The organism is Thioalkalivibrio thiocyanodenitrificans ARhD 1, from assembly GCF_000378965.1.
GTDB classification, from domain to species: domain Bacteria; phylum Pseudomonadota; class Gammaproteobacteria; order Ectothiorhodospirales; family Ectothiorhodospiraceae; genus Thioalkalivibrio_A; species Thioalkalivibrio_A thiocyanodenitrificans.
Genome location: NZ_KB900536.1, coordinates 2,747,102 through 2,760,000 on the forward strand (window position 1 = coordinate 2,747,102; position 12,899 = coordinate 2,760,000).

Consider the following 12,899-nt stretch of genomic DNA (forward strand, 5'->3'; position numbering starts at 1 on the left):
TGCGTTCGTCCGTAGTTTCCGTTACCAGCTGGTGACGTCGTCGAGGGAGGGCTCGTCGCGGCCCGGGCGTGGCAGCTTGGAGTCGATCTTGAGCGGGTTGTCGCTGCGCTCCAGTTCCTCCTCGCGGATGGTGATGCGGGTCTTGCGCCGGGGCAGGTAGTGATTGGCCGGTTTCGTGCCCCACTCGGGCATGAGCTGGTAACCGCCTGCCTCGCGGATGGCCTGGGAGACCACGGAATCCGGGTCGTGGATGTCGCCGTAGAGCCGCGCATTGGTGGGGCAGGCCTTCACGCAGGCGGGCTGACGGTCGGCCTCATCCATCTGCGGGTTGTGGATGCGGTCGACGCACAGGGTGCACTTGGTCATCTCCTTGCGTTCCTCGTCGATCTCGCGCACGCCGTAGGGGCAGGCCCAGGAACAGTACTTGCAGCCGATGCACTTGTCGTAGTCCACCAGCACGATGCCGTTCTCGGGGCGCTTGTAGGAGGCACCGGTGGGGCACACGGGAACGCAGGGCGGCTCCTCGCAGTGCAGGCAGGACTTGGGGAAGTGGACCGTCTCGGTATTGGGGAATTCGCCCACCTCGTAGGTCTGCACCCGGTTGAAGAAGGTGCCGGTGGGGTCTTCGTCGTAGGCGTTCCTGTCCGCCAGGGGGCCGGCGCCGCCGGAGGTGTTCCACTCCTTGCAACTGGTCACGCAGGCCTGGCATCCCACGCACACGTTGAGATCGATCACCAGGGCGAGCTGGGTCATTTCTTGAGTCCCTTGTTTGCGAAAAAGCGCACCACCCGCCGGGCCAGTGGCTGGCCGGGGTAGGGCTGCATGGGTTTGAACTGGGGCGAGGTCTGCGCGGGTTCGCCTTCGTCGGCTTTGTAGATGCGTACCCGTACGTCATACCAGCCGGCCTGGCCGGTGACGGGATCCGAGTTCGAGATGGTGCCGTGGTCGTCCGGCAGTTCCTCGGTGAGCACGTGATTGAGCAGAAAGCCTTTGCGCGACTCGTTGGCCCGCGGGCTCAGCCCCCACGCGCCGGCGGCCTTTCCGATGGCGTTCCAGGTCCACACGGTGCCCGGTTCCACCGCCTCGGAGTGCTTGGCGATGCAGCGCACCTTGCCCCACTGACTCTCCACCCAGACCCAGTCCTCGTCCTTGATGCCCGCGGCCACCGCGGTCTTCGTGTTGACGAACAGCACGTTGTGGGCGTGGATCTGGCGCAGCCACGCATTCTGGGAGTCCCAGGAGTGGTACATGGCCATGGGCCGCTGGGTGATGGCCGCCAGCGGGTAGCTCTGCTTGCTGGTGACCTGTGCCTCCAGCGGCTCGTAGTAGAAGGGCAGCGGATCGAAGTAGGTCTCCACGCGCTTTCTCAGGTGCTCGGGCGGTTTGCGCGACAGGCCCTTGCCCTGGGCGGCGGCACGGAAGCGCATCAGCACCTCGGAGTAGAGGTGGATCAGGATGGGTTCGGCATAGCGGGTGATGCGGTTTCTGAGCGACCACTCCAGGTAGCCCTTGTTCCAGTTGCGCATGTACTGGTAGCTCTTGGGCAGTTCGTAGTGGAACACGCAGTTGTTCTTGGCGTACATCTCCCACTGGTTCGGGTTGGGTTCCCCGCGCATGGATTTCTCGCCGCCCTTGCCTCGCCATCCGGCCAGAAAGCCGATGCCGGAACCCGGCTCGGACTCGTGGTTGACAACGAAATCCGGATAGTCGCGGTACTTGCGCTTGCCCTCGGGTGTCACGAAGGCGGGCAGGCCGAGACGCGAACCCAGCTCGATAAGCACCTCCTGGAAGGGTTTGCACTCGCCCTTGGGCGGCACCACCGGGATGCGCACCGAATCCACGGGACCATCGAATTCCGAGATGGGGCGGTCGAGCATGGACATCACGTCGTGGCGCTCGAGATACGTGGTGTCCGGCAGGATCAGGTCCGCAAACGCGGTCATCTCCGACTGGAAGGCATCGGCCACCACGATGAACGGGATCCTGTACTCGCCGTTCTCATCCTTGTCGTTGAGCATCTTGCGCACCTCGACCGTGTTCATGGTCGAGTTCCAGGCCATGTTGGCCATGAAGATCAGGAGCGTGTCGATGGGGTAGGGATCACCGCGCCAGGCGTTGGTGATCACGTTGTGCATCAGTCCGTGCACGGACAGCGGATACTCCCAGGAGAATCCCTTGTCGATGCGCACCGGCTTGCCCTGGTCGTCCACGAACAGGTCGTCCGGATCCGACGGCCAGCCCAGTGGCATGCCGTCCAGCGGCGTGTTGGGCCGCACGGCACGCGGATCGTTGGGCGTGCGCGCACAGGGCGGGATCGGGCGCGGGAAGGGCGCCTTGTGGCGGAAGCCGCCGGGGCGGTCGATGGTGCCCAGCAGCGACATGAGGATTGACAGGGCGCGGATGGTCTGGAATCCGTTGGAGTGGGCGGCCAGCCCGCGCATGGCGTGGAACGACACCGGGTTGCCGGTGACCGATTCGTGCTCCACGCCCCAGGAGTCCGTCCAGGCGATGGGCAGCTCGATCTTCTGGTCGCGGGCGGTCACGCCCATTTCGTGGGCCAGGCGGCGGATGGTCTCGGCGGGAATGCCGGTGATGCCGGCGGCCCACTCGGGCGTGTAGCCCTTGACGCGATCCTGCAGCAGCTGGAACGAGGGCTTGGTGGGGGTGCCGTCCTCGAGCTTGAATTCACCGAGCAGGTAGGGATCTGTGTCCGGCGTGTGGGTGACCACGGCCCGGTTGGTCCTGCGGTCCCACCACAGCTTGTTCTGGGGTTCGTAGCAGCCTTCCTCCTCCGGCACCTCGGTGCGCAGGAACATGCCGAACTCGTCGCTGGCCTCGTCCGTGTTGATGAGCTGGCCGGCGTTGGTGTAGCGCACCAGGAAGTCCCGGTCGTACAGCCCCTGGGCGATGATCTCGTTGATGATGGCCAGCAGCAGTGCACCGTCGGTGCCGGGGCGGATGGGCACCCACTCGTCGGCCACGGCGGAGTAGCCGGTGCGCACCGGGTTGATGGAGATGAAGCGCCCGCCCTGGCGCTTGAATTTCGAGAGAGCCACCTTGAGCGGGTTGGAATGGTGGTCCTCGGCGGTGCCCAGCATGATGAAGAGCCTGGAGCGCTCCAGGTCCGGGCCGCCGAACTCCCAGAAGGAGCCGCCGATGGTGTAGATCATGCCCGCGGCCATGTTCACGGAGCAGAAACCGCCGTGGGCGGCGTAGTTGGGTGTGCCGAACTGCTTGGCGAACAGGCCGGTCAGCGCCTGCATCTGGTCACGGCCGGTGAACAGCGCGAACTTCTTCGGATCGGTCTTGCGGATCTTGCCAAGGCGTTCCGCCAGAGTGGAGAATGCCTCTTCCCACGAGATGGGTTCGAACTGCGCATCGCCGCGCTCGGCACCTTCCTTGCGGCGCAAGGGCTGCGTAAGGCGCGCCGGCGAGTACTGCTTCATGATCCCCGAGGAGCCCTTGGCGCAGATAACCCCCTTGTTGATGGGGTGATCCGGGTTGCCGTCGATGTAGCGGATTTCCCCGTCGCGCAGGTGCACGCGGATCCCGCAGCGGCAGGCGCACATGTAGCAGGTGGTCTTCTTGATTTCCTGCGCCGGCTGTTTTGCCTCGGAAAGCGTCGGATCCGACGTGGGGCGGGGTTGTCTGGGTTGCATATGGTGGTTAACCTATCGACTTTAGAGAATTCGGATATTCTTGTTTATTGATTTTCGTCAATCTACAGGCGTATTGGCAAGTCGGAAGTTTTTATCCCGCCATTAGGTGGCGTGGAAAACCCCTGAAATCGGACGTAATGAGGCCAATAAGGGTGAAAAATAGCGAATACTTCCTATGAAGATCTGTATCGTCTCCGACAGTCACGATCGTGGTCCGATGCTGGCCAGAGCCGTTGAGGCGGCGGTCGCCGACGGTGCTGCCCTGGTCATCCACTGCGGCGATCTGATCGGCGGGAATACGATCAGGGCATCGCTTGCCCTGGGTGTGCCCATTCACGCGGTGCATGGCAACAATCTGGGCGATCCGGTCGCGATTGCACGCATCGCCCACAACTCCAAGGGCATGTTCACCTATCATGGACTGGACGCCGACTTCACCGTGGCGGGGCGCAGGATCTTCGTGACCCACTACCCCCATTACGGCCACGCGATGGCCTGTACCGGAGACTTCGACCTGGTGTGCTGTGGTCACAGCCACGAACCCGAGATCCGACAGCAGGTGACCGTGCGAGACAGCCATACCTGGCTGGTCAATCCGGGCACCGTTGCAGGTCTGGGCGCCCCCGAGGCAACGTGGATACTCGGTGACCTGGAGACCATGAAATTCGAGTTGCGCACCACGCCTGAGTGAGCGGGGTTGCAGCCGGCCAGGATGGCCGAACGAACACTGACCGTCACAGAGGACCGTATTCAGAATGACAGCCGAAACCTCCCGCAAGCCCCTGCCACCGTTCAAGGCCCCGGCGGGTCTTGGATACGTTGAGCCGGGCACCTACGAACGCGTATCGGCCGCATCCCCGGCCATCAGGGTCATGACCAGCCTGCGCCAGGTGAGCGCGGGCACGATCCGTCCGGATGCCACGATCGCCGAGGCGACCCAGACCATGATTGCCCGGGGCGTACGGCTGCTGCTGGTGGTGGACAGGGATAACCTGGTGGTGGGCCTGATCACGGCGCGCGACACCCAGGGCGAGCGTCCCGTCCGGCTTGTTCACGAACAGGGCGGGCGCTTCGAGGACCTGCAGGTGCGCGATGTCATGACCCCGCGTGACGCCATTGACCTGATCGAGATCCGGGACGTGATGCGTGCCGAAGTCCGTGACATCGTCGCCACGCTGAAGGATCAGGGTCGCCAGCATGCCCTGGTGGCCGACACCGATCCGATCACCGCTCAGATCCGCATCTGCGGGATCTTCTCCGCGACCCAGATCGGCCGCCAGTTGGGCCTGCCGGTTCAGACCTTCGAGGTCGCCAAGACCTTCGCTGAGATCCAGGCTGCTCTTGCCAAGGAATACTGACGGCGGTTGCCGGGAACCACGAAGATCACCACGCGATTGTCACGAACCTGCCTTCGGGCCGGCCGACCGGGCGGTCGTTCTGAAGCCCGGATCGCTGCTCTGAAAGGCGCGCGCCCAGCGCGGATCAACCGAACACCGGCCGCGACTCGACCGTATGACGACGTGGATTATACAGGGTGGTTCTCGGGCGGGTCGCTCAGGATGTCGGTTTTCCAGGGCGCCCCGATCCCGGTCCGTGTTCCGGCATCAACTGCGCTCAACAAGCGGCCTGCACGAGCCACTGGCCGTGCAATCGACGCCACAATGCGCTGATGATCAGCGGGGGTGGGCCGGGAGTGGCGGTTTATGAGCTACCCGCGTTGGAGTCGTGCAGGACCTTATGGGGGGGAGCCCCCCCATAAGGCGAAACATCGGTAAGACTCAGGGGCGCTTCGGAGTGGTGTACTCCGCCACTTTATGAAAGGATTCCCAGATCGTGTCGTATCCTACGAAGCCCTTTTCATTGGGCTCTCTCTGACGGGTCGTAACGAAACGGGCCTTGCCTTCAGGCACCTTTGGTCTGGTCTTGGGTTGTCCGCTCATAAGTCACCTTTGGCTTCAAGGTCGGGATGGCCGCGGCGATTTGTTCGCAGCTGAAAACCATCACGATGAAAACAGTCAGTTGACGCAACGGAAATTATACCAGAAACCGTTAAGCGGCCAGCAACTCCCTGGGCGTCTTAGATATTTTTATGTCTGGATAAGGCAAAAGAATCCCGCCCGAGCTTCTGCGGCAGCGGGCCTGCCAGCTTCAACCGGCCCCGCTGTCGTGCCTTTCGGTTCAACGGGGGGGGTGGGGTGTCGAAGGCCTCGCATTCGCGCGGCTACCGCCTGCTGCGGGACCGGCGAGTTCCGGCCGCGGCTGCCTGGGGCCTTCGCCATTCGCGTGTGGAGGCCGGACCGCTTAAGGCCGGAGCAACGCGCTCGTGGCAGGTCACCCCCTGATCGGGGCGGGCCGTCTGTCCTCGCGACCCACTCCCTGTGCGTCGTTCATCGCGTGAATTCGTGCAACAACCGGGTTAAGATCAGCGCAACGTTCCCACTTTTACATGAAGATTCCATCGTATGCCGCAATATATATTTGTCTATCTCGGGGGTGAGTATCCCTCCGATCCGGAGGAGGCGCAAAGGCATCTGAGAAAATACGAGCAGTGGCTGATGTCGCTGGGCCAGGCGGTCGTGAGCCCGGCCGTGCCTTTCAAGGACACGCATGCAGTGCAGCCTGATGGCTCGGCTACCCGCGGAACCGTCTCGGCGATGTCAGGACTGAGCATCATGAGCATGGATTCCATGCAGGAAGCCATTGCTGCAGCACAAGCCTGTCCGTTCCTTGAAATAAACGGCACGCTGGAGGTATCCGAGATGATCGAGATGCCGGGCGGTCCCCGGAATGGCGGCAGTGAAACGGTAAACTGATGCCGCATGAAGTTTGTCTGTTACGCCGGATGGAATCAGTTGCCAGAGAGTGCCGGACCCCTGTTTGCACGGGCGGCCGAAGACAGCGCCTTTTTTTCGCGCACCTGGTTTGAAAACCTGCTCAGCCACGCACCTGCCGATCGTCAAAGTATTCTGCTGGCATGTGTGGTTGAGGATGGTAACGTCCTGGCGCTGCTTCCCCTCGAGATGCGCGGCAGCCGGCACTGGTACGCGCTCACCAATCTGTACTCCTCGCTTTACTCGCTGCTGCTTGTCGAGCACAGGCAGTCGGACGTCGTCCAGTGCCTGGCCAGGGGATTAAGCCAGATGCCCTTCTCCTTGTTACGCCTGGATCCGATCGCCACCGATGACAGAAACCTGCAGGCTTTTCAGCAGGCCATGGAGGCTGTTGGCATTTCCTGTCATCGTACGTTTCGTTTCTACAACTGGATTCATCGCACTCGGGGGCAATCATTTCATGACTATATGGCCGCACGCCCCGCCAGAGTGCGCAACAGCATTGCACGTAAAGAGCGAAAACTCGCCCGTGAACATGGCTATACGATTCGTCTCTATACTCGTAGTGGTCTGCGGCAGGCTATGGCAGACTACAATGCCGTCTACCATAGGAGTTGGAAGGCCAGGGAGCTGTATGGTGGCCTTGTCGAAGGTCTGGCTTATGGCTTGTCCAGACAAGGCTGGTTGAGACTCGCCATCCTCTATGTTGATAAACTGCCTGTTGCCGCACAACTCTGGTTTGTGGCGCACGGCAAGGCAAGCATTTTCAAGCTGGCCTATGACGAGACCTGGAGGCGCTACTCCCCCGGTTCGATTCTCACCAAGCATCTGATGAAGCATGTCATCGACAATGACAAAGTCACGGAGATAGACTTTCTGACCGGAAACGATGCCTACAAGCAGGACTGGATGTCAGAACGCAGGGAGAGATGCGCTTTGTACTGCATCAACAGGCCAAGACCCAGGCAGGGCATCGGCAGAATGTTTAAGTGGCTGGACCGTTTGAAGGCACATTCAAATTCACGAAAACCGCAGGATAACCCAAGTGCAACTGAAAGCCGATCCTGATCAATTCGATCAGCTCCAGCAGATCTTTATCCGCGAGATTATTGAGCAAATAAGGCTCAAGCTTGTCGAGGCAGGATACCAGGGCGAGAACTTGCGGGAGGTAACCGGAAATATCGCGTTCAGCGTTGCCAGTACGATCGACGATACCGCCAGGATTGAATCTGATGGGATTGAAGTCAGACCTTACCTGACTTTTTTAACCGAGGACGATCAGCTCATTCATGGTGAAGAAAAATCCTATTCGCATGAGTATGTCGCCGACCTCATGAGTGAGATTTTCGATAATTAGTCCCCTGACAGCCGGCACAGATCATGAAGCTCACACAAAAGCGCCTATTCAAGGGTTATCAGGAATTCGAAATCATTGACGATTACGTCAGGATTCGCTGCAAAGCGCCGTTCAGGGATGTAGTGGAGCTGACAGTGATGCTGACAATATTGAATCCGGAACCCGTAATCACCCGGTCATGCCTGAGTTTCACGAGCCGCGTCAATGGTGAAGCTCTGCTCACACTCCACCTGGGAAGGCCCGATACCGAAGCGTTCAATGCCTTCGTCAATGCCCTGAAACAAAGAGCCATGGACGAATATCAGGCCTTTGCCGGACTCAAGCCCGTCATGCGCTCCACAGGGCTTGAGACGATCGTATACGAGGAGCCGCCGGATCTGGATGATACGTTTCAGGATAAGCCGGCGAAGGTCAGGAACGACCTCGATATTGCGAGGATCGACGAGGCGATTCAGATGCTGGTGACCTATCTGGATCCGGATGATATCCGGCCATTTGTGACAGCGATGGAAGCGCTGAAAACCGATCCAAAGAATGCAGACCTTCAGTTGCAGGTGGTAAACGCCTTCAACGATCTGGGTTCCAGGCAGGGCGCCGTCTTGACCTACGCACCGTATATTGGCGTCCTGCTGTCAGACGGGCCGGCCGGGGCCCCCTATTGATGAGCCTTCCGGCGATCTGATTCGCCCCCTGCAAGTACTTTCTTTATGGTCCAGGCGGGGCCATCCGGGGAGAGCGGCTGCCTTGTGTCAGATCGGGACAATTCGATCCGGATCAATATCCGGACCATCTACGACTTTGGTCCCCGCCTCGATCTCCTCCGGGGTGGCATCCCTTACGGTCAGTATCTCAAGCCTGAAGATCAGATCTCTGCCGCAGAGCGGGTTGTTACCATCGACGGTCAGGGTTTTGTCATCCATGCGCGTCACGATGAACTCCTTTCGGTCACCCTTCTCGCCTTCCATCAGAATGATCTTGCCGACTTCGCGGTACTCTTCCGGCACATTCTCGATGCTGTCGGTGAACACCAGGCTTTCGTCCCGGGATCCGTAAATCGCATTGCCGTCGATAGGGACCTCGATCACGTCGCCTTGTGAGCGACCTTCCAGATCGTCGGTCACCTGCTTTGCCAGAACCGGGTCCGTGCCGTGCACGTAACTCAGGGGGAACTGGACGTTTGCCAGAACCTGTCCGGATTTTTTATCGACGACCTCGTAGGTCAGTTCGACAAGCTTGTTGTCCTGTATTGTTTCGCTCATGTTCTTCTAGAAAACCGATGCCGCGAAGATCTTGACTTCGCCTCTTTCGTAACCGACGACCATACGCCCCAGCCACTCTCCCGCCCTTTGCGTGCTGCGTACCCTGAACAGGCAGGTGACATGCTCTCCGCGACGGATGAAGCCAAGAAAGTCGTAGTCCTTTGAGAGATTCCGGGTGAGTTCGCTCTTCGCGAACTGTTTTCCAAGCTCTACTTCATTCAGACCCAGCAGAAGATCATAGGAGAAGTTGCGAATGAACTTCCCGTAGTTTCCCTTGTTGGAATACTTGATCAATTCATCCCACATGGGGAGGACGATCTCCAGCAGCTCCTCGTCCGTCTTCTCAATGATGTTCATGGAATGCTCTCTGAAAATTCCGCTTGTTGGTCACAGGTTGCTCACTTTCGGTTGACAGGTCAATACGATATCGCTTTGCAAAAAAAAGACCAACATGTCGTTGGTCTTTTCAGGTCGCACAGGGAGGCGTAACCAACGCCTCCCTGATGCGAAGGGTCTTACTCGTCGTCGCCCACAAGGTGGTAGCACGGCGCCTTTTCCATGGTGTATTCGCCGGTCTTCGGATCACGACGGGAAACGGTCAGTACATGCCAGTTCTCATCGTCCAGCTTCAGGGCGTCACCACGGTAGTAATACCCGGGCCAGCGGGTTTCCTTGCGGAAGAGGGTGTGATGGAAGACCGACTCGGCGGCACGATGACGGTGCTTCAGCTCCCATGCGCGCAGCAGCTCATGGACATTCTCCGCTGCGACCTTCTCCAGATCCTCCTCCAGGATCTTCATCTTCTTCAGGCCGATGCTGAGCAGCTTGTCGTTGGTCACGTAGTTGACCGTAACGCCGCCGCAGTACTCATCCATCAGCTTCTGCAGGCGATCCAGGCCCTGGCGCGGATTGATGTAGTTGGGGTTGACGCTACCCGCAACGATCTCATTGCGGTAGATCGTGTAGTGTTCCATCGGCTTGTAGATCTCGGCCTTGCGGCGGTCGATCTGCTCCTGGGAAACACGAATCCCCTCGGCCTTGCCATCGTCGATGTACTTGCAGGCAGCCTTGGCAGCCAGTCGCCCTTCGGTGAAGGAACCGGAGGAGAAGGCATGCGGCGTACCGCCGACGGCATCGCCGGCACCGAACAGACCCTCAACCGTGGTCATGCGGTTGTAGCCCCAGAAGTACTCGGGAGGAGAGATGTCCTCGGGGCCGGAGCACCAGGCACCACAGCCGGTGGCATGTGAGCCCATGACGTACGGCTCGGAGGTGGTCAGTTCCGGGTTCTCGTACTTCGGGTTGACGTCGGTCGCAGCCCACAGGACGGCCTGACCAACGGTCATGCCCAGGAAGTTGTGCCAGCCGATCTCCTCGAGATGCGGATCCTGGAAGGCCTCCATGGTCACCATGTGGATCGGACCGCGACCGGCGTTCACCTCATTGATGAGCGCGTGGTTGCGCAGACAGGTCGGGATGGGGCGATGGGTTGCGTGCGAAACCTCGGGGTCCAGATACTCCTTGCCGACCATTTTCTGGAGTTCCGGGAACCAGTTGGACTCGTACTCTTCGCCATAGGCGTTCTGGGTGTAGGTCTTGAGGTGCAGGAAGTAGGCGCCCACCGGACCGTAACCGTCCTTGAAGCGGGCCAGAACGATGCGATTCTCCATTTGGGTCATCTTCGCGCCGGCCTCGATCAACAGGCCATAGGCGGAGCCCGATGACCACGGTGCATACCATACACGACCGGCACCTTCACCCACCGAGCGCGGCTTGAAGATGTTGGAGGCACCACCCGCGGCGACGACGACGGTCTTGGACTTGAACACGTGGTAATCACCGGTGCGGACATTGAAGCCGACAGCGCCTGCGACACGGTTCTCCTTGGCGTCATCCATCAGCAGGTGGGTGACACAGACGCGGTTGTAGACCTTGTCAGCAGACTTCTTGGCAGCCTCGGCCACGATCGGCTTGTAGGATTCGCCGTGAATCATGATCTGCCAACGGCCCTCACGCTGGTAGGCGCCGGTCTTGGGGTTGCGCATAATCGGCAGGCCCCACTCCTCGAACTGGTGAACAGCCGAGTCCACGTGGCGCGCCATATCGAACAGCAGGTCCTCGCGCACCATGCCCATCAGGTCGATACGGGCGTAACGGACGTGATCCTCGGGGTTGTTCTCACCGAAGCGGGTCCCCATGTAGCAGTTGATCGCGTAGAGGCCCTGTGCCACGGCGCCGGAACGGTCGATGTTGGCCTTTTCGGCGATCACGATCTTCTTGTCCTGACCCCAGTAACGAGCCTCCCACGCGGCACCTGTACCGCCCAGGCCGGCACCACAGACCAGGATATCAATGTTGTCTTCTACGACTGTTTTGTAAGCCATTAGTAGTACACCCCTGCTTTCATTCTCAAGCCATTGGATTCCAGCGTATGCAGGCCACCCTCATCCAGACGAATGTATTTCGGCTCGTTGAAGAGTAATTCGCTGTCCCGCATTTCCTTGCTGGGTGCAGGCGCGTCGGCCAGTTTGGGAATGTACTCGCCCCAGGGCTTGGTCGTGATGGGGGCGAGCAGATTCAGGTCCGTTTCGCCATTACGCGACTTGATACGCCAGGCAATAACACCCTTTTGCTCGTCACGGATAACCCGTACCGAGTGACCCAGCGGCGCAAAATCCGCATAGCCACGCACGTCAATCGCGTGGTGAGGGCAGGCCTTGACGCAGGAGTAACACTCCCAGCACATGTTGGGTTCGATGTTGTAGGCACGGCGCACGATCGGGTCGATGTGCATGATGTCCGAAGGACAGATATCAACACAGGCTCCACACCCGTCACAACGCGTCATATATACGAAAGTTGGCATGTCGGTCCTCTCTTATAAATGTTGGTCAACGGCAACCACTTAGTAGTGGCGTGGCGGTTCACGGGTGATGCCAGACCCCATGCTGGGCGGGTTGGTGCCCATGTATTCGGGGATGTCGGGATACCGTGCCTGCAGGGTGGGATCGGTGAGCTCACCCAGATCGGGCAGGTTCTCCTGAGAGCCATCCGCCATGACGACCTTCTTCTGGTAAGCGGCGGCAGGCTTGAAGAACATATGGGCAAACTTGGACCACAGCACCGTGCTGAACAACGTGGTGCTGGCGGCGACAAACAGGGCGAAGAACAGCCAGCCGATGGCGGTGCCCTGGGCGATAGACCACAGCAGCCCAAACGTCGCCATAGCCAGCAGGGACACGATAAACAGATCGGCGCGCACGACGCGGTACCAGGGATTACCCTCGGCGGAGACATCCACGCGGATAAAGAACCAGAACCAGTAGCCACCGAAGGCCAGGCTCAGCGCGCCGAGGTGCCACAACAACGGCCAGATGCCGGCTGAAGCCTCGGCAGCATACCCAAAGATCAGGACCGCTGTGGATACCACGAAGATGATGAATCCGTACATGGTGAAAAGGTGGGAGATGCGACGCTGTTCCTCGCCCTTGTGGGCAAACTCGGATGAAGTCAGCACTTCACCGGCGATCGTCTGGACAGCAAGCCCGAACTTCTGGCCACTGCTGACGCTACGTCTTGCGTTCTTCTCCGCTTTCTTTGCGTTCTCGAAAAAATACTTGGCGCTTTTCTTGTGAGCCATGTCGAGGATCGTGCCGCCAATCACCAGCAGAATCATCACCACGACGTAAATCTGCATGGCGATCGGCGGTATGAATCCAGACAGCTCGCTAAACGGGTTGGTACCAATCATCGTCTACTCTCCTAATCCTGTCCCGAGTTTTTAATTAAAGGA

General features: G+C 59.8%; 13 protein-coding genes. 6 read left to right on the top strand and 7 right to left on the bottom strand.

Features of this window, described 5'->3' with window-relative positions; translation table 11 throughout:
• Positions 1-21: 21 nt before the first annotated feature.
• Together THITHI_RS0113000 and THITHI_RS0113005 are read right to left on the bottom strand one after the other, a co-directional pair.
• Positions 22-753 carry a 4Fe-4S dicluster domain-containing protein gene (locus THITHI_RS0113000; protein WP_018233543.1) on the bottom strand — a complete coding sequence of 244 codons (732 nt, stop codon included), beginning with the start codon at positions 751-753 and terminating at the stop codon, positions 22-24.
• Positions 750-3,659 carry a molybdopterin oxidoreductase family protein gene (locus THITHI_RS0113005; RefSeq protein WP_033336948.1) on the bottom strand — a complete coding sequence of 970 codons (2,910 nt, stop codon included), beginning with the start codon at positions 3,657-3,659 and terminating at the stop codon, positions 750-752. Before THITHI_RS0113005 ends, THITHI_RS0113000 begins: the two co-directional genes overlap by 4 nt.
• A 175-nt stretch (positions 3,660-3,834) precedes the next feature.
• On the opposite strand from THITHI_RS0113005, the gene THITHI_RS0113010 reads away from it, so the two are divergent.
• From THITHI_RS0113010 to THITHI_RS0113035, 6 genes are all read left to right on the top strand, one after another.
• Entirely contained in the window at positions 3,835-4,350 is a 516-nt protein-coding gene (locus tag THITHI_RS0113010) for a metallophosphoesterase family protein (RefSeq protein WP_018233545.1), read from the top strand.
• A 64-nt stretch (positions 4,351-4,414) separates the two neighbouring features.
• Positions 4,415-5,017 (top strand): CBS domain-containing protein, encoded by a 603-nt coding sequence (locus THITHI_RS0113015; protein WP_018233546.1) that lies wholly within the window; start codon positions 4,415-4,417, stop codon positions 5,015-5,017.
• Between the two features lie 1,104 nt (positions 5,018-6,121).
• The gene (locus THITHI_RS0113020; protein ID WP_018233547.1) at positions 6,122-6,472 is read left to right on the top strand and encodes a YciI family protein; all 351 of its coding nucleotides are present in this window, start codon (positions 6,122-6,124) and stop codon (positions 6,470-6,472) included.
• 486 nt (positions 6,473-6,958) lie between these two features.
• Positions 6,959-7,558, top strand: coding sequence for a GNAT family N-acetyltransferase (locus tag THITHI_RS21210; protein WP_408643276.1), 600 nt, complete (start codon positions 6,959-6,961; stop codon positions 7,556-7,558).
• Positions 7,536-7,847 carry a hypothetical protein gene (locus THITHI_RS0113030; protein WP_018233549.1) on the top strand — a complete coding sequence of 104 codons (312 nt, stop codon included), beginning with the start codon at positions 7,536-7,538 and terminating at the stop codon, positions 7,845-7,847. The genes THITHI_RS21210 and THITHI_RS0113030 overlap by 23 nt, the downstream gene beginning before the upstream one ends.
• 23 nt (positions 7,848-7,870) lie before the next feature.
• The gene (locus THITHI_RS0113035; protein ID WP_018233550.1) at positions 7,871-8,509 is read left to right on the top strand and encodes a hypothetical protein; all 639 of its coding nucleotides are present in this window, start codon (positions 7,871-7,873) and stop codon (positions 8,507-8,509) included.
• A gap of 87 nt (positions 8,510-8,596) precedes the next feature.
• Here the strand turns inward: THITHI_RS0113035 and THITHI_RS0113040 are convergent, their stop codons facing one another.
• From THITHI_RS0113040 to THITHI_RS0113060, 5 genes are all read right to left on the bottom strand, one after another.
• Positions 8,597-9,106, bottom strand: a complete 510-nt coding sequence (locus THITHI_RS0113040) for an FKBP-type peptidyl-prolyl cis-trans isomerase (protein ID WP_018233551.1) — start codon at positions 9,104-9,106, stop codon at positions 8,597-8,599.
• A 6-nt stretch (positions 9,107-9,112) separates the two neighbouring features.
• The gene (locus THITHI_RS0113045) at positions 9,113-9,463 is read right to left on the bottom strand and encodes a hypothetical protein (RefSeq protein ID WP_018233552.1); all 351 of its coding nucleotides are present in this window, start codon (positions 9,461-9,463) and stop codon (positions 9,113-9,115) included.
• A gap of 158 nt (positions 9,464-9,621) precedes the next feature.
• The gene (gene aprA / locus THITHI_RS0113050; RefSeq protein WP_018233553.1) at positions 9,622-11,490 is read right to left on the bottom strand and encodes an adenylyl-sulfate reductase subunit alpha; all 1,869 of its coding nucleotides are present in this window, start codon (positions 11,488-11,490) and stop codon (positions 9,622-9,624) included.
• Entirely contained in the window at positions 11,490-11,972 is a 483-nt protein-coding gene (aprB, locus tag THITHI_RS0113055) for an adenylyl-sulfate reductase subunit beta (protein ID WP_033336949.1), read from the bottom strand. Before aprB ends, aprA begins: the two co-directional genes overlap by 1 nt.
• Positions 11,973-12,011: 39 nt before the next feature.
• The gene (locus THITHI_RS0113060) at positions 12,012-12,803 is read right to left on the bottom strand and encodes a hypothetical protein (protein ID WP_018233555.1); all 792 of its coding nucleotides are present in this window, start codon (positions 12,801-12,803) and stop codon (positions 12,012-12,014) included.
• Between the last annotated feature and the right edge of the window lie 96 nt (positions 12,804-12,899).